The 16,543-nt window shown below is 69.2% G+C and carries 14 protein-coding genes; 10 read left to right on the plus strand and 4 right to left on the minus strand.

Annotation, left to right across the window (positions count from 1 at the left end):
* Positions 1–13: 13 nt before the first annotated feature.
* From ACZYYX_RS16710 to ACZYYX_RS16725, 4 genes are read right to left on the minus strand one after another with little or no spacing between them, the layout of a single operon-like run.
* Positions 14–1,840: an ABC transporter ATP-binding protein gene (locus ACZYYX_RS16710; protein WP_463815659.1), complete on the minus strand. Its 1,827-nt coding sequence runs from the start codon at positions 1,838–1,840 to the stop codon at positions 14–16.
* On the minus strand, positions 1,837–2,733 hold the full coding sequence (locus tag ACZYYX_RS16715) for an ABC transporter permease (RefSeq protein WP_463815660.1): 897 nt from the start codon (positions 2,731–2,733) through the stop codon (positions 1,837–1,839). The genes ACZYYX_RS16710 and ACZYYX_RS16715 overlap by 4 nt, the downstream gene beginning before the upstream one ends.
* A complete protein-coding gene (locus ACZYYX_RS16720; protein WP_463815662.1) occupies positions 2,730–3,707 on the minus strand; it encodes an ABC transporter permease in 978 nt (325 codons plus the stop codon). The genes ACZYYX_RS16715 and ACZYYX_RS16720 overlap by 4 nt, the downstream gene beginning before the upstream one ends.
* 35 nt (positions 3,708–3,742) lie before the next feature.
* Positions 3,743–3,997, minus strand: coding sequence for a hypothetical protein (locus ACZYYX_RS16725; protein WP_463815663.1), 255 nt, complete (start codon positions 3,995–3,997; stop codon positions 3,743–3,745).
* 147 nt (positions 3,998–4,144) lie between these two features.
* Between ACZYYX_RS16725 and ACZYYX_RS16730 the strand changes: the two genes are divergently transcribed.
* The 10 genes from ACZYYX_RS16730 (at position 4,145) to ACZYYX_RS16775 (ending at position 16,535) form a co-directional block, all read left to right on the plus strand.
* Positions 4,145–4,849, plus strand: a complete 705-nt coding sequence (locus ACZYYX_RS16730; RefSeq protein WP_335329209.1) for a response regulator transcription factor — start codon at positions 4,145–4,147, stop codon at positions 4,847–4,849.
* On the plus strand, positions 4,827–6,419 hold the full coding sequence (locus ACZYYX_RS16735; RefSeq protein WP_463815665.1) for a sensor histidine kinase: 1,593 nt from the start codon (positions 4,827–4,829) through the stop codon (positions 6,417–6,419). The genes ACZYYX_RS16730 and ACZYYX_RS16735 overlap by 23 nt, the downstream gene beginning before the upstream one ends.
* A gap of 22 nt (positions 6,420–6,441) precedes the next feature.
* The gene (locus tag ACZYYX_RS16740) at positions 6,442–8,355 is read left to right on the plus strand and encodes a glycosyltransferase family 39 protein (protein ID WP_463815666.1); all 1,914 of its coding nucleotides are present in this window, start codon (positions 6,442–6,444) and stop codon (positions 8,353–8,355) included.
* Between the two features lie 29 nt (positions 8,356–8,384).
* Positions 8,385–9,665, plus strand: a complete 1,281-nt coding sequence (locus tag ACZYYX_RS16745; RefSeq protein WP_463815667.1) for a bifunctional glycosyltransferase family 2/GtrA family protein — start codon at positions 8,385–8,387, stop codon at positions 9,663–9,665.
* Positions 9,662–11,569: an ArnT family glycosyltransferase gene (locus ACZYYX_RS16750; RefSeq protein ID WP_463815669.1), complete on the plus strand. Its 1,908-nt coding sequence runs from the start codon at positions 9,662–9,664 to the stop codon at positions 11,567–11,569. Before ACZYYX_RS16745 ends, ACZYYX_RS16750 begins: the two co-directional genes overlap by 4 nt.
* 121 nt (positions 11,570–11,690) lie before the next feature.
* The gene (locus tag ACZYYX_RS16755; RefSeq protein WP_463815671.1) at positions 11,691–12,182 is read left to right on the plus strand and encodes a beta-class carbonic anhydrase; all 492 of its coding nucleotides are present in this window, start codon (positions 11,691–11,693) and stop codon (positions 12,180–12,182) included.
* Positions 12,183–12,350: 168 nt separating this feature from the next.
* The gene (cysD, locus tag ACZYYX_RS16760) at positions 12,351–13,280 is read left to right on the plus strand and encodes a sulfate adenylyltransferase subunit CysD (RefSeq protein ID WP_463815673.1); all 930 of its coding nucleotides are present in this window, start codon (positions 12,351–12,353) and stop codon (positions 13,278–13,280) included.
* Between the two features lie 61 nt (positions 13,281–13,341).
* Positions 13,342–15,189, plus strand: coding sequence for a sulfate adenylyltransferase subunit CysN (gene cysN, locus ACZYYX_RS16765; RefSeq protein WP_463815675.1), 1,848 nt, complete (start codon positions 13,342–13,344; stop codon positions 15,187–15,189).
* The gene (locus ACZYYX_RS16770) at positions 15,186–15,926 is read left to right on the plus strand and encodes a 3'(2'),5'-bisphosphate nucleotidase CysQ (RefSeq protein WP_463815676.1); all 741 of its coding nucleotides are present in this window, start codon (positions 15,186–15,188) and stop codon (positions 15,924–15,926) included. The genes cysN and ACZYYX_RS16770 overlap by 4 nt, the downstream gene beginning before the upstream one ends.
* Positions 15,927–15,935: 9 nt before the next feature.
* Complete coding sequence (locus tag ACZYYX_RS16775; RefSeq protein WP_463815677.1) at positions 15,936–16,535, plus strand: cysteine hydrolase family protein; 600 nt, start codon at positions 15,936–15,938, stop codon at positions 16,533–16,535.
* The last annotated feature ends 8 nt before the right edge of the window (positions 16,536–16,543 follow it).

Genomic DNA, 16,543 nt, shown 5'->3' on the forward strand with positions numbered 1-16,543 from the left:
TCGGCGTTCTCGGCTAACCGGGCGGCCGCGGAACCGCGGCCAGCAACCGCCGCGTGTACTCGTCGCGGGGGTTTCCGAACACCTCGGCGCTGGTGCCCTGCTCGACGATCCGGCCCCGGTGCATCACCGCGACATCGTGGGCCAGGTGTTTGACCACCGACAGATCGTGCGAGACGAACAGGTACGCCAGCCCGAAGCGGTCCTGCAGGTCGAGCAGCAGGTTGATGATGCCGGCCTGGATCGACACGTCGAGCGCTGAGACGGGCTCGTCGAGCGCCAGGATCTTCGGTTGGAGCGCCAGCGCGCGGGCGATACCGATGCGCTGCTTCTGTCCGCCGGAGAACTCGGCCGGATAGCGGGCGGCGTCCTCGCGGCGCAAGCCCACCAGCGTCAGCAGCTCGGCCACCCGGTCGGTGATGTGCTTCTTGTCGGAACCGTTGGCCTGCAACGGTTCTGCGAGGACATCGGACACCGGCAGCCGCGGATCCAGCGAGGCGACGGGGTCCTGGAACACCACCTGCAGGTCGCCCCGCAACGTTCGGCGTGCTCGGCGGTCGAGGGTGGCGACGTCGGTGCCGAGCACCTCGATGCTGCCCTGCTGCGGCGCGGTCAGTCCCAGGATCTGGTGCAGCGTGGTCGATTTGCCGGAGCCGGACTCACCGACGATGCCCAGCGTGCGGCCCTGCCGCACCGTGAGATCGACGCCGTCGACGGCGCGGACCTCGCCGACCCGGCGCCGCAGCACCACACCTTTGGTCAGCGGGAACGTCTTGACCAGATCGCGCACGGAGACGACGACGGGCGTCTCGACGTCGGTCGCGGGTCGCGCGGGCTCGGTGCTGACGCCGTAGATGTCGGCTGCGCTGCGGCCGGCGACCTCCTCGTGGCGGATGCACGCGACCCGGTGATCCGGCCCGACCGCCGTCAGCTCCGGCTCGGCGTTGCTGCACTCGGCCACGACGAGGGGGCAGCGCGGCGAGAACGGGCATCCGTCGGGGAGCGCGGACAACGACGGGGGAGCGCCCGGGATCGGCACCAATCGCGCGCCCTGGGTGGCGTCCAGTCGTGGTACGGACCCCAAAAGACCTGCGGTGTAGGGCATTCGGCGCCGGGTGTACAGGTCGGTGACCGGCGCGGTCTCGACGGCGCGGCCTGCGTACATGACCAGTGCTCGGTCGGCGAACTCGGCGACGACCCCGAGGTCGTGGGTGATGATCAGCACGCCCGCGCCGGTGACGTCGCGCGCGGTGCGCAGCACGTCGAGGATCTGCGCCTGGACCGTCACGTCGAGCGCGGTCGTCGGCTCGTCGCAGATGAGGAGGTCGGGGTCGTTGGCGATCGCGATGGCGATCACCACGCGCTGGCGTTCCCCGCCCGAGAGTTCGTGGGGGAACGCCGCCGCGCGCTCGGCGGGTCGGGCGATCCCGACCAGTTCCAGGAGTTCGACGGCGCGGGCGCGGGCGGCCTGGCGGCTGACATCGCGGCGATGGATGCGGATCGCCTCGGCGATCTGGTCGCCGACGGTGTAGACGGGCGTCAGCGATGACATCGGGTCCTGGAAAACGGTGCCGATCTTAGCGCCGCGCACCCGCGACATCTCGGCGTCGGAGGCCGTCAACAACTCGGTGCCGTGCAGCCGCACCGAGCCGGACACCTCGGCGTACTCGGGGAGAAGACCGACCACCGCCATCGCGCCCGCCGACTTGCCCGCCCCCGACTCGCCGACCAGCGCGACGACCTCACCGGAGGCGACGTCGTAGTCCAGCCCGCGGACCGCGGCCACCCGTTCGGTGTCGGTGGGGAACGTGACGGTCAGACCACGCACCTGCAGTAGCGTCATCGGCGCGCCCTCGAACGGGCCGGACGCACCCCGGGGTCGAGCGCGTCGCGTAAACCGTCGCCGATCAGGTTGGCGCACAACACGATCGTCACCAACACCCCGGCGGGGAACAGGAACACCCACGGGAACGTCGTCACCGACCCGGTGCCTGCGGCGATCAGCGTGCCCAGGGACACGTCGGGGGGCTGCACGCCGAAGCCGAGGAAGCTCAAGCCGGTCTCGGCGAGGATTGCGACGCCGACGTTGAGCGTGGTGTCGATGATCAGGATCGACGCCACGTTGGGCACGATGTGCCGGGCGATGATCCGGGTGTTGCTGACTCCCATATAGCGTGCGGCGGCGACGAATTCGCGATCGCGCAGGCTCATCGTCAGCCCACGCACCATGCGGGAGCTGATCATCCAGCTGAACGCGGCGAGCAGCACGATCAGCCACACCACCGTGCCCGCGCCCCGAGTACTGGGGGTGACGATCGCGATCAGGATGAACCCCGGAACCACGAGCAGTAGGTCGACGAACCACATCAGCGCGGTGTCGCGCCAGCCACCGAAATATCCGGCGACCGCGCCGACCGTGGCGGCCACGAGCGTCGAGATGACCGCCACGCAGACGCCGATCACCATCGATTTCTGCATGCCGCGCAGCGTCTGTGCCAGGAGGTCCTGGCCGAGCGCGTTGGTGCCGAACCAGTGCTGTGGCGATGGCGGCTGCTGCAACGCGTAGTAGTCCAGGTCGGTGTACGAGTACGGCAGTAGCGGCGGCAGCGCCCAGCAGCTCACGAACAGCAGCACCAGCACCACGACCGACACCATCGCGGGCCGGTTGCGGCGGAACCGGCGCCACACCAGCGCTCGTCGCGACACGAAGTGCTGGCTCGAATCCTGAACGGTCACGAGGCACGCACCCGCGGGTCGAGGGCGGCGTAGAGGACGTCGGACAGTAGGCCACCCAGCAGGATCGTCGTCCCGGAGAACACGGTGAACGCGACCACGATGTTGGTGTCCTGGGCGGCGATGCCCTGCACGAACCATTCACCCATGCCGTGCCAGCCGAAGATCTTCTCGACGAACACCGCGCCCGTCACCAGACCGCTGATGCCGTAGGCGAACAGCGTCGCCATCGGGATCAGCGCGGTGCGCAAGCCGTGCCGGAACAACGCCTGGCGCCGCGTCAGCCCCTTGGCCCTTGCGGTCCGGATGAAGTCCTGACCCAGCACGTCGAGCATCGCATTGCGTTGGTAGCGGCTGAAACCCGCGATCGAGCCGAGCGCCAGCGTCGCGGTCGGCAACACCAGATGCTGCAGCCGGTCCACGAACTGGTTCCAGCCGCCGCCGACCGCGTCGGTCGACGTCTCCCCGGTGTATTCGAACAGTCGCAGGCCGAGCACCGAGTTGACCTTCAGCGCAGCGAGGATCAGCAGGTTGGCGATCACGAACGTGGGGGCGCTGATGATCAGCAGGGACACCACGGTGATCACGCGGTCGGACAGCCGGTACTGCCGGACCGCGCCCCAGGCGCCCACCACGACGCCGATGATCGTGCCGAGCACCGAACCGATGATCACCAGCCGCAGGCTCACCCCGACGCGGCGCCACAGCTCGTCGGTCACCGGCTGGCCCGTCACCGTCGTGCCGAAATCGCCGCGCACCGCCGCCGACACCCAGTGCGCATACCGGAGCGGGATCGGTTGATCGAGGCCCAGCTCGGCCGCCTTGGCGTCGATCACCGCCTGCGGCGGGCGTGGACTGCGCTCCAGCAAACTGTCCAGCGGATGGAACGTCAGGGAGGTCAGCGTGAACGCCAGGAACGAGGCCAGGGCGAGCAGGACCAGGTAGTTGAGCAGCCGCCGCGCCAGGAAGCGGGTCATCCGGCGGGACCGCCTCGGCGCTGCATGCGCACAGGTTATGAGATCGCGGGTCCTCCCACGTGGCGGCCCTCCGGCGCGGCGTCATGCGACATGTCACTCATGAACGGACCGAAATGGGGTGCGTTGCCCCTCGCGGCATGGATTGCCGCGCCGCCCAACCCGCCGATCACCACCGCGATCGCCACCGCGGCCGCGATGTGGCGGGCTCCCCAGCGGCGTGGCTCCGGAGGCTGGGTCCAGACCCCGTCATCGAAAGCGGCTTTCTCGAGACCAGCCGAAGAGTCAGTCATGACGCCAGGATGACTCACGCACATGAGCGCCGGCTGTGCGCCCGCTTCACAGCGGGCGCATAGCTTCGGCACAGCCGGGGCCCACGACCGGCGCCCATAATGGGGCTCGTGGCCCCTTCGACCAGCGATACCGACGCACGGGTGGTGATGCGCCGCGCCGACGGAAGCCCGGTGCACGTGCTCGTCGTCGACGACGAACCGGTGCTGGCCGAGCTGGTGTCTATGGCGCTGCGGTACGAGGGGTGGGAGATCTCGACCGCCGGCGACGGTGCCACCGCGATCGCGACGGCGCGCGACAACCCGCCCGACGTGGTCGTGCTCGACGTGATGCTGCCCGACATGAGTGGTCTGGACGTCCTGCACCGCCTGCGCGAGCAGATCCCCGGCCTGCCGCTGCTGCTGCTCACCGCCAAGGATTCGGTGGAGGACCGCATCGCCGGGCTGACCGCAGGCGGCGACGACTACGTCACCAAACCGTTCAGCATCGAAGAGGTCGTGCTGAGGTTGCGCGCGCTGCTGCGCCGCACCGGGGTGAGCACTGAGGCCGCCGGCGCGACGATCGTGGTCGGGGACCTGGTGCTCGACGAGGACAGCCACGAGGTCACGCGCGCAGGGGAACCGATCACGCTGACCGCGACCGAGTTCGAGTTGCTGCGGTTCATGATGCGCAACGCCAAGCGGGTGCTGAGCAAGGCGCAGATCCTGGACCGGGTGTGGAGCTACGACTTCGGTGGACGGTCCAACATCGTCGAGCTGTACGTCTCGTATCTGCGCAAGAAGATCGACAGTGGCCGGGAGCCGATGATCCACACGCTGCGCGGCGCCGGGTATGTCCTCAAGCCCGCACGCTGACGGGAAGCAGGCCACGCGGGGCCGCGTCTTCTCGCCCCGGACGTGGTCGCTGCGGGTGCGGTTGATCGTCACCCAGATGGTCCTGCTGGCCGTCGTCATCGCCGGCATCGGCGTCGCCACCGAGTTCGCGCTGCAGCGCTTCCTGTCCCACCAGCTCGACGAGCAACTCGTCGAGGCCGGCCGGCGGTCGGCGGCGATCTTCGACCTGCCGCCGCCGGTGTTCGCGCCGGGCACCCCTGGCTGGGAGGACCGAAAGCGGTTCGACCCGGAGGTCGGTCCCGGTCCAGGGTTCCTCAACGCCCCCGGCCAGGCCACCCGCACGGTCGGCGCCGTGGTCACGCCGGGACGGGGCACCGACGCCGGCGTGATCACCGCCGACGGCGGCCGCACGACGATCAGCGAGGCCGCCACCGAGCAGCTGGCCGCGGTGCCGCCCGACCGCGTCCCACGGACGGTCACCCTCGACGGGCTGGGTCGCTACCGCGTCATCGGGCTGCACGACCGCCGCGGCGGGTCCCAGACGATCGTCACCGGGCTGCCGCTGTCGGTCGTCGACGACACCCTGCTGTGGGTGCTCGGCATGTTCTGCGTCGCCGCCGTGCTCGCCCTGATCGCTGCCGCCTTCGCCGGCATCGCGATAGTCCGACGGCAACTCGCGCCACTGTCCCGGGTGGCGTCGGCGGCGCGCGACGTGGCCGACCTCGAGCTCGACCGCGGCGAGGTGAACCTGCCGACACCGATCGTGGTGGTCGACCCGGCCGCCGCCCACACCGAGGTCGGGCAGCTCGGGTCGGCGCTGAACCGCATGCTGGACCGCATCGCGGGAGCGCTCTCGGCGCGGCATGACAGCGAGACCCGGATCCGCCAGTTCGTCGCCGACGCGAGCCACGAACTGCGCACCCCACTCGCCGCGATCCGCGGTTACACCGAGCTCGCGCAGCGCCGGCATGCCGAGCTACCCGACGACGTCGCCCACGCGATGAACCGCGTGGAGTCCGAGACCGAACGCATGACGCGGCTGGTGGAGGACATGCTGCTGCTGGCCCGGCTGGACGCGGGCCGCCCGCTGGAGCGCGAACCCGTCGACCTGACCCGGCTCGTCGTCGACGCAGTCAGCGACGCCCACGTCGCCGGGCCCGACCACGAGTGGGAGCTCGACCTGCCCGACGAACCGGTCGCCGTGCCGGGCGACGAGGCGCGGCTGCACCAGGTGATGGCCAACCTGCTGGCCAACGCGCGCATCCACACACCGCCGGGCACCACGGTGACGACGTCGTTGGCGGCGACCGGCGACGACCTCGGGAAGAATGTGGTGCTGACCGTCGTCGACGACGGTCCCGGCATCCCGGCGTCGCTGCAGCCGGAGGTGTTCGAACGCTTCGCGCGCGGCGATTCGTCGCGCTCCCGCCGCGGGGGCAGCACCGGTCTCGGGCTCGCGATCGTGGCCGCGGTGGTGCGGGCTCACGACGGGACCATCGTGGTGCGCAGCGTGCCCGGGCGCACCGAATTCGAGGTGAGCCTTCCTGTGAATTCACAGCCAAAGCACAGCGGAGGCCAATCGGGCACCTAGCAGGGCCGCCGATGATCGAACGGTGACCGTGCTGACGTCGGGGCCCGAGGCTGCGCCCAACCCCGGCGAGCAGACGCGAACTGGGCCTTTTCGCGGCGTGTTGGCGCGACTTCGCGTCTGCTCGCCGGGGCTGGTGACGCTCCTTCTCAGCACGGCCGTGCTGTATCTGTGGAACCTCGGTGCCTCGGGGTGGGCCAACTCCTTCTACGCCGCGGCGGTCCAGGCCGGCTCGAGCAACGCGACCGCGATGCTGTTCGGCTCCAGCGACGCCGCCAACGCGATCACCGTCGACAAGACACCGGCCGCGCTGTGGATCATGGACCTCTCGGCGCGGGCGTTCGGATTCTCGCCGTGGAGCATGCTGGTGCCCCAGGCGCTCATGGGAGTGGCCGCCGTCGGCGTGCTCTACGCGTCGGTGCGCCGTGCCGCCGGTCCCAGTGCCGCCCTGCTGGCCGGCTGGATCCTTGCGCTCACACCCGTGGCTGCGCTGATGTTCCGGTTCAACAACCCGGACGCACTGCTGGTGCTGATGCTGGTGCTCGCCGCCTATTGCACCCAGCGCGCCTGCGAAAAGGACGCCAGCCGATGGTGGCTGATCGCGGCGGGCGCTGCTGTGGGATTCGGATTCCTCGCCAAGATGCTGCAGGCGCTGCTGGTGCTGCCCGCGTTCGCCGCGGCCTACCTGATGGCCGGGCCGTCGACGCTGCGACGGCGGACGCTGGACCTCGGGCTCGCCGCGGGTGCTCTCGTGGTGTCGGCAGGCTGGTACCTCGCGCTCGCCGAGCTGTGGCCCGCTGATGCGCGGCCCTACATCGGGGGCTCGCAACACAACAGCATCCTCGAATTGACGCTGGGCTACAACGGTTTCGGACGGCTCACCGGCGACGAGCCCGGCGGGCTGGGCAATCTCAACCACGATGTCGGCTGGGGTCGGCTGTTCGGGTATTCGATGGGCGCCGACATCGGCTGGCTCCTGCCCGCCGCGCTCGTCTGCGCCGTCGCCGGGTTGGTGCTGACCCGCCGGGCGCCCCGCACCGATGCGACCCGGGCCACGCTGGTGCTGTGGGGCGGCTGGCTCGCGGTCACCGCTGTGGTGTTCAGCTACATGAACGGCATCGTGCATCCGTACTACACCGTGGCGTTGGCGCCGGCGATCGCCGCGACCATCGGCATCGGCGCGCCCCTGCTGTGGCGACACCGTCGCGATCCGCGGGCGGCCAGCGCGCTGGCCTCGACCACGGTGGTCACGGTGGCCCTCGCCGCACAACTGCTCTCGCGTACAGCGCAGTGGCTGCCGTGGCTGCGGTTCGCGGTCGTGATCGGGGGCGTCGGAGCCGCAGCGCTGATCCTGATCGGCTGGCGGTTGGGGGCCCGCGTCAGCCGGGCGGTCGCGGCGGTCGCCGTGGTGTGCTGCCTGGCCGCGCCCGCCGCCTACACGCTGGCCACCGCGGCGACGCCGCACACCGGTGCCATCCCGTCGGTCGGACCCGCGCGCACAGGAGGCTTCCCGGGCGGCGGCTTCCCCGGCTTTCCCGGCGGCGGTCTGCTGAGTTCACCGACACCACGTGCGGAACTCGTCAGGGTGCTCGCCGCCGACGCCGACCACTTCACCTGGGCCGCAGCCGTTGTCGGCTCCAACAACGCCGCGGGCTATCAGCTCGCGATCGGCGCTCCGGTGATGGCGATCGGCGGGTTCAACGGCACCGACCCGTCGCCGACGCTGGCGCAGTTCGTCGACGACGTCGCTGCCGGGCGCATCCACTACTTCGTCTCGGGCCGGATGATGACCATGGGTCGGGCCCCCGCCAGCGGATCGAAGGAGTCGGTGGCGATCCGCGACTGGGTGGGCGCGAACTTCGTCGCGCAAACCGTCGACGGCACCGTCATCTACGACCTGACCGAGTCACAGCCGGCACATAGCTCGGGCCAACGATGAGCACACATACACAACAGAACATGGACCCCATGACACACACCGACATCGTGGCCGAGACACGTTGTGGCCGAATTCCCGTCGAGCGCCGACCCCATGCGGCGCGCACCGCTCGCATGACCGGGGCACCCGTGCTCGACGTCGTCGTCCCCGTCTACAACGAACAGTCCGTGCTGGCCGAATCGGTGCACCGGCTGCACCGGTACCTGCACGATGCGGTGCCGTTCGCGGCGCGCATCACGATCGCCGACAACGCCAGCACCGACGACACACCGCACATCGCGGCACAATTGGCGGCCGAGCTGAGCGACGTCCGCTGGGTGCGTCTGGAGGAGAAGGGGCGCGGTCGGGCATTGCACCACGTGTGGTCGACCTCCGACGCGGCTGTTCTCGTCTACACCGACGTCGACCTGTCGACCGATCTGGCCGCGCTCGGACCTCTGGTGGCGCCGCTGATCTCCGGTCACTCCGACCTCGCGATCGGCACCCGGCTGGCGCGTGGCGCGCGCGTCACCCGCGGCCCGAAACGCGAGATCATCTCCCGCTGCTACAACTTCATCCTCAAGTCGACGCTGTCGGCCGGATTCTCCGACGCCCAGTGCGGTTTCAAGGCGATCCGCGCCGATGTCGCGGCCCAACTGCTGCCCTACGTCGAGGACACCGGCTGGTTCTTCGACACCGAGCTGCTGGTCCTCGCCGAACGCAGCGGACTGCGCATTCACGAGGTTCCGGTCGACTGGGTGGACGATCCCGACAGCCGCGTCGACATCATCGCCACGGCGGCGGCCGACCTGCGCGGCATCGGCCGGCTGCTGCGCGGCTTCGCCAGCGGCGCGATCCCGGTGAACATGATCGCTGCGCAACTGAGTTCGTCCCAGCAGACGGCGCCGCCGCGGTCGCTGCTGCGGCAGGTGGTGCGCTTCGGGGCGATCGGGGTCACGTCCACACTGGCCTACATCGCGCTGTTCGTGCTGCTGCAGGGCGAGATCGGTGCCCAGCTGGCCAACCTGACCGCCCTGCTGCTCACCGCGATCGGCAATACCGCGGCCAACCGCCGCTTCACCTTCGGGGTGCGCGGTCAGTCGAAGCTGGCCCGCCACCACCTCGAAGGGCTCATCGTGTTCGGTATCGCGCTGGGCATCACCAGCGGATCGCTGGGCCTGCTCCATGCCACCTCCGCGGCCCCGCACCGCATCGTCGAACTCGCGGTGCTGATCGCGGCCAACCTGCTGGCCACCGTGGTCCGCTTCGTCCTGTTGCGCGGCTGGGTGTTTCATCCGCGTCGCACCGCCACCGAAGGAACCGTTCGATGACGCTGACCGCTGACACCTCCGTCGACACCACGTCCGTACCGCCGCGCGATCCCGCGAAAAGGTGGCCCCGATTCGCGCTGGCGGCTCTGCTCGCCGCCACCGCGGTGCTCTACCTCTGGGGCCTGGGCTCGTCGGGCTGGGCCAACGACTTCTACGCGGCTGCCGCGCAGGCCGGCACCCAGAGCTGGAAGGCGTGGCTGTTCGCCTCGCTGGATTCGGGCAACGCGATCACCGTCGACAAGCCGCCCGTCTCCATCTGGTTCATGGCCCTGTCCGGCAGGCTGTTCGGCTTCACCCCGTTCACGATGCTGCTGCCGCAGGCACTGATGGGAGTCGCATCGGTGGGCGTGCTCTACGCCGCGGTGCGCCGGGTCAGCGGGCCGGGTGCGGGTCTGATCGCCGGTGCCGCGCTGGCGGTCATGCCGGTGGCGGCGTCGATGTTTCGGTACAACAATCCCGACGCGCTGTTGGTGCTGCTGCTTGTGGTGGCGGCCTACCTGATGGTGCGCGCCATCGAGACCGGCGGCACCCGCTGGGTCGTGGGCGCAGGCGCGGTGCTGGGCGTGGCGTTCCTGACCAAGATGCTGCAGGCCTTCCTCGTGGTGCCCGGGCTGGCGCTCGCGTTCCTGGTCGCTGCGCCGATCGCGTTCTGGCCGCGAGTCCGCGCGTTGCTCGCCGGTGGGATCGCGATGGTGGCGACGGCGGGTCCGTTCCTGGCGCTGGTCAGCCTCTGGCCCGCCGACTCACGGCCCTACATCGGTGGGTCCACCGACAACTCGTTGCTTCAGCTTGCGCTGGGCTACAACGGTATTCAGCGCATCGCCGGTCGGGGGGAGGGTCCCGGCGGGGGCCTCGACCACGGTGGCATGGGCGACTTGGGTGGGGAGGCGCACGTCTTCTTCGGCGGTAAACCGGGCATCGGCCGAATGTTCGGGCCGTCGTTCGGGGCCGAGGTGTCCTGGCTACTGCCTGCGGCGCTGATCGGCCTGGTGGCGCTCGTGTGGTTCACCCGGCGCGCCGAGCGCACGGCGCCGCTGCGGGCCAGCCTGCTGCTGTGGGGCGGGTGGCTGCTGGTGACCGCCGCCGTGTTCAGCTTCATGGACGGCACCATCCACCCGTACTACACGCTGGCGTTGGCGCCCGCGGTCGCCGCCCTGGTGGGAATCAGTGCAGCTGAACTGTGGCGGGACAGGCAGTCCCTGGTGGCGCGGGTGGTGCTGGCCGTGATGTCGGCGGGCACAGGAGTGTGGGCGTTCGCGTTGCTCGGCCGGGCACACGGATGGCAGCCGTGGCTGCGCTGGGTGGTGCTCATCGGGTTGCTGGTGGTGGCTGCTCTGCTGGTGGCGGGCGTGCAGCGGTGGGGCCGGTTCACCGCGGCGGTGGCCGGCGCCGCACTGATCCTCGGCGCCGCCGCACCCGCGGCGTACGCGATCGAGACGGCCGCCCATCCCGCCAGCGGCCCGGGCGCGATGGCAGGCCCGGCGGCGGCACACGCCGGGTTCAGCGGGCCCGGTGGGTTCGGCGGTCCGGGTGGCCCCGGTGGGTTCGGCGGGCCGGGTGGTCCGGTGCGGGCATCGGAGAACACCGCCCTGCAGAACCTGGTCAAGGCCACCGACAACCGTTGGGCCGCAGCCACTGTCGGCTCCATGACCGCGAGCAGTCTGGAGTTGAGCACCGGCACCTCGGTGATGGCGATCGGTGGCTTCATGGGCAGTGATCCGTCGCCGACGCTGGCGCAGTTCGAGCAATACGTCGACGACGGTCAGGTCCGCTACTTCATCGCCGGCGAGCACCGCGGCCCCGGTCGAGACACCGGGTCCGCTGCGGAGATCACCGCGTGGGTGACGAAGAACTTCACCCCGCGTGATGTGGGCGGCGCGACGGTCTACGACCTGGCCCGCTGATCGAGTGTGAAGGTGCCGTCATGCTGGGCCGCCAGTGTGACGGCACCTTCACACTCGGCACTTTGCGCGCTGACTGATTCTTATCAGTGACGGCGCGGCGCGGTATCTCTACGGTCGCGCCATGTCCGTGACAGACGAGTACCTGGAGAACAACGAGGAGTACGCGAAGTCGTTCTCCGGGCCGCTGCCCCTGCCACCCAGCAAGCACGTCGCCGTGGTCGCCTGCATGGACGCGCGTCTGGACGTGTACCGCATCCTCGGTCTTGCCGATGGCGAGGCGCACGTCATCCGCAACGCCGGCGGCGTCGTCACCGACGACGAGATCCGATCCTTGGCGATCAGCCAGCGCCTGCTCGGCACCCGCGAGATCATCCTGATCCACCACACCGACTGCGGCATGCTGACGTTCACCGACGACGAGTTCAAGCGCGACATCCAGGAGGAGACCGGCATCAAGCCGGAATGGGCCGCGGAATCCTTCGGCGATCTCGACGAGGACGTCCGGCAGTCGTTGCGCCGCATCGACGCCAGTCCGTTCGTGACCAAGCACGAATCGCTGCGCGGCTTCGTCTTCGACGTCGCGACGGGAAGGCTCTCAGAAGTCACGCTGTAGCCGTTCGACTGTGGGCCTTGTGCACGCGTATCGCCCGTTTCGCGTGCACAGGGCCCACGGTCGCGTCTTGGTACCCGCCTGAACCGTTGACACGTCCGCCGGTCGGCGACTACATTGCGCGATGATGATCGTAAATCCGGTCAAATCTACCAACTTTCCAGGGAAGCCATGACGACGATCGAAGACACCGCGGTCAACGCGGGGCGCTACGAGCTGAGCCACCTGCGTGCGCTGGAGGCCGAAGCCATCCACATCATCAGGGAGGTGGCCGCCGAATTCGAGCGGCCCGTGCTGCTGTTCTCCGGCGGCAAGGACTCGATCGTGATGTTGCACCTGGCGCTCAAGGCGTTCGCGCCGGGGCGGCTGCCGTTCCCGGTGATGCACGTCGACACGGGCCACAACTTCGACGAGGTGCTCCAGGCGCGCGACGAGCTGGTCGCCCAGTCGGGTGTGCGCCTGGTGGTGGCCAAGGTGCAGGACGACATCGACGCCGGCCGCGTGGTCGAGACGATCCCGTCCCGCAATCCGATGCAGACGTTCACGCTGCTGCGGGCCATCCGGGAGAACAAGTTCGACGCCGCGTTCGGTGGTGCGCGCCGCGACGAGGAGAAGGCACGCGCCAAGGAGCGGGTGTTCAGCTTCCGCGACGAGTTCGGCCAGTGGGATCCGAAAAACCAGCGGCCCGAGTTGTGGAGCATCTACAACGGTCGGCACCGCAAGGGTGAGCACATCCGCGCGTTCCCGCTGTCGAACTGGACCGAATTCGACATCTGGTCCTACATCGGCGCCGAGAAGATTGCGCTGCCGTCCATCTACTACGCGCACGAGCGCAAGGTCTTCGAGCGCGACGGCATGCTGCTGGCCGTGCACAAGTTCATGCAGCCGCGTAAGGACGAGCCGATCATCGAGAAGACGGTGCGGTTCCGCACCGTCGGCGACGTCACGTGCACCGGCTGCGTGGAGTCCACGGCGGCAACGGTATCCGAGGTCATCGCGGAGACCGCGATATCCCGGCTCACCGAGCGTGGGGCGACGCGCGCCGACGACCGGATTTCAGAGGCGGGGATGGAAGACCGGAAGCGCGAGGGGTATTTCTGATGGCCTGGGCGAGCGAAGCGACGGGAAATCTTGAAGCTTGCGCGAAGAACAAAGGATTCTGATGGCGACCACACTGCTTCGTATCGCGACCGCGGGCTCGGTCGATGACGGGAAGTCCACGCTGATCGGCCGGCTGCTCTACGACAGCAAGGCTGTGATGGAGGATCAGCTCGCCGCGGTGGAGCGCACCTCCAAGGAACGCGGCAACGACTACACCGATCTGGCTCTGGTGACCGACGGCCTGCGCGCCGAGCGTGAGCAGGGCATCACGATCGATGTGGCATACCGCTACTTCGCCACGGCCAAGCGGAAATTCATCATCGCCGACACTCCGGGTCACATCCAGTACACGCGCAACATGGTCACCGGCACGTCGACCGCGCAGCTGGCGATCGTCCTCGTCGACGCCCGGCACGGGCTGCTCGAGCAGTCCCGGCGCCACGCGTTCCTGGCCTCACTGCTCGGGATTCGGCACATCGTGCTCGCGGTCAACAAGATGGATCTGGTCGACTGGAGTCAGGAGCGGTTCGACGAGATCCGCGACGAGTTCTACGAATTCGCCGCACGCCTCGACGTCCAGGACGTGACGACGATCCCGTTGTCGGCCCTCAACGGCGACAACGTGGTCACCAAGTCCGATGTCACGCCGTGGTACGACGGACCGTCGCTGCTGAGCCACCTCGAGGACGTCTACATCGCCGGTGACCGCAACCTGGTCGACGTCCGGTTCCCCGTGCAGTACGTCATCCGACCCCAGACCCGCGAACACGCCGATCACCGCAGCTATGCGGGCACGGTCGCCAGCGGTGTCATGCGTCCGGGTGACGAGGTCGTCGTGCTGCCGACCGGCAAGACCTCCCGCATCACCGCCATCGAAGGGCCGGGCGGCCCTGTGCAGGAAGCGTTTCCGCCGATGGCGGTGTCGGTCAGTTTGGCCGATGACATCGACATCAGCCGCGGTGACCTGATCGCCCGGCCCAACAACCAGCCGCGCGTGACCCAGGAGTTCGACGCCACGGTGTGCTGGATGGCCGACGAGGCCTCCCTGGAGCCCGGTCGCGACTACCTGATCAAGCACACGACACGCACCACGCGCGTGCGAGTGACGGCCCTGGACTACCGGCTCGACGTCAACACGCTGCACCGCGACAAGACGGCGACCGCGCTGAAGTTGAACGAGCTGGGCCGGGTGTCGTTGCGCAGCCAGGTGCCGCTGCTGCTCGACGAGTACAGCCGCAACGCGGCGACGGGCTCGTTCATCCTGATCGACCCCAACACCAACGGCACGGTCGCCGCGGGGATGATCCTGCCGTACGTGACGGCGCGGACATCGAGCCCCAACACCGTGCGCCACCAGTCGCTGTGCACATCCGAGGACCGGCTGTCGAAGGGTCGCACGGTCTGGTTCACCGGCCTGTCGGGTTCCGGCAAATCCTCCGTGGCGATGCTGGTGGAGCAGAAACTCCTCGAAAAGGGCGTACCCGCTTATGTTCTCGACGGCGACAACCTGCGGCACGGACTGAACGCCGATCTCGGATTCTCGATGGCCGACCGCGCGGAGAACCAGCGAAGACTGGCCCACATCGCAGCCATCCTCGCCGACTCCGGCCAGGTGGTGCTCGTGCCTGCGATCAGCCCGCTCGAAGAGCACCGGGCGTTGGCACGGCAGGTGACGACAGCGGCCGGCCTGGATTTCTTCGAGGTGTTCATGGACACCCCGATCGAGGACTGCGAACGTCGCGATCCGAAAGGCCTGTACGCGAAGGCCCGCGCCGGTGAGATCACCCACTTCACCGGAATCGACAGCCCCTACCAGCGACCGAAGGACCCCGACTTGCAGCTGACACCGGACGAACCCCTCGACGCACTGGCCGACCGGGTGATCGAATTGCTGGAGTGCACACCATGACCGAATCCGACCACCAGGTCGCGGCCCGACTGGCCACCGAAGCGGGCGCGCTGCTCCTGGACGTGCGCTCCGAGTTCGCCGAAGCAGACGCTGCGGAGCGAAAAGCAGCGGGGGACAAGCGCTCTCATGACTTCCTGATGGAGGCGCTGGCTGCTGTGCGGCCCGACGACGCGGTGCTCTCCGAGGAGGGCATCGACGACCCGGTTCGGCTCTCGGCCGAACGGGTGTGGATCGTCGATCCGCTCGACGGCACGCGTGAGTTCTCCGAGGCCGGGCGATCCGACTGGGCGGTACACGTCGCGCTCTGGCAGGCAGGTGAACTCGTTGCCGGTGCCGTCGCGTTGCCCGCGCAGGGCGTCACGCTGGCGACGCCCACGGTGCCCGCGCCACCGGCGCAGCCCGGGGCGCCGAGGATCGTCGTCTCGCGCACCCGACCGCCGGCCGTCGCGCTGGAGGTCAAGGACGCACTCGAGGGGACGCTCGTCGAAATGGGTTCGGCGGGAGCCAAAGTCGCGTCGGTGGTGCAGGGCATCTCCGATGTCTACGTGCACGCCGGCGGGCAGTACGAGTGGGACTCGGCCGCGCCGGTCGCGGTGGCCCGCGCGGCGGGGTTGTTCACCTCGCGTATCGACGGTTCGCCGCTGATCTACAACCAGCGGGACTCCAAGCTGCCCGACCTCATCGTGTGCCGGCCCGAGCTGGCCGATGCGGTGCTGGCGGTCACGGCCCGGCGGTAGGCTGCTGACGTGGCTGAACCCAACACGCTGCGGGCCCTGTCGGGGCTGCCGCTCGAGCCTGCCCCTCTCGGCGAATCGGTGCTCGTACTGATCGACTGCCAGAACACCTACACCGAAGGGGTTTTGGAGCTCGATGGGGTGCAGGCCGCTCTCGACGAGGCAGCGTTGCTCCTGGAGCGTGCGCGCTCGGCCGGTGCCCCGATCATCCACGTCCAGCACGATGACGGGCCCGGCTCGCTGTACGACATCGGTGGGCACACCGGCGCGTTCGTCGAGCGCGTGGCTCCGCTGGAGACCGAACCGGTTGTGGTGAAGAACTACCCGAACTCGTTCGTGCAGACCGAGTTGCAGGACAGGCTCATCTCACTGGGTAGGCAGAATCTCGTGCTGGCCGGGTTCATGACGCACATGTGCGTGAATTCGACGGCGCGCGGTGCGTTCAACCTCGGCTACGCGCCGACAGTCGTGGCCACGGCGACTGCGACGCGTGCCCTGCCCGGGATCGGATCAGAGTCCGTGTCCGCAGCCGCGATCCAGGCCGCGAGCCTGGCCGGGATCGCCGACTTGTTCGCCGTCGTCGTGCCCGACGCCGCCGACATCCCCGGGTAGGCCTGCAC

This window comes from Mycobacterium sp. IDUB_1 (assembly GCF_055419625.1).

Excerpts from the sequence above, each read along its gene's own strand:
- ACZYYX_RS16750 (WP_463815669.1), top strand. The coding sequence starts at position 9,662 with ATGACGCTGACCGCTGACACCTCCGTCGACACCACGTCCGTACCGCCG.
- ACZYYX_RS16730 (WP_335329209.1), top strand. The coding sequence starts at position 4,145 with ATGCGCCGCGCCGACGGAAGCCCGGTGCACGTGCTCGTCGTCGACGAC.
- ACZYYX_RS16720 (WP_463815662.1), bottom strand. The coding sequence starts at position 3,707 with ATGACCCGCTTCCTGGCGCGGCGGCTGCTCAACTACCTGGTCCTGCTC.
- cysN (WP_463815675.1), top strand. The coding sequence starts at position 13,342 with ATGGCGACCACACTGCTTCGTATCGCGACCGCGGGCTCGGTCGATGAC.
- ACZYYX_RS16710 (WP_463815659.1), bottom strand. The coding sequence starts at position 1,840 with ATGACGCTACTGCAGGTGCGTGGTCTGACCGTCACGTTCCCCACCGAC.
- ACZYYX_RS16745 (WP_463815667.1), top strand. The coding sequence starts at position 8,385 with ATGACACACACCGACATCGTGGCCGAGACACGTTGTGGCCGAATTCCC.
- ACZYYX_RS16770 (WP_463815676.1), top strand. The coding sequence starts at position 15,186 with ATGACCGAATCCGACCACCAGGTCGCGGCCCGACTGGCCACCGAAGCG.
- cysD (WP_463815673.1), top strand. The coding sequence starts at position 12,351 with ATGACGACGATCGAAGACACCGCGGTCAACGCGGGGCGCTACGAGCTG.
- ACZYYX_RS16735 (WP_463815665.1), top strand. The coding sequence starts at position 4,827 with ATGTCCTCAAGCCCGCACGCTGACGGGAAGCAGGCCACGCGGGGCCGC.
- ACZYYX_RS16755 (WP_463815671.1), top strand. The coding sequence starts at position 11,691 with ATGTCCGTGACAGACGAGTACCTGGAGAACAACGAGGAGTACGCGAAG.
- ACZYYX_RS16725 (WP_463815663.1), bottom strand. The coding sequence starts at position 3,997 with ATGACTGACTCTTCGGCTGGTCTCGAGAAAGCCGCTTTCGATGACGGG.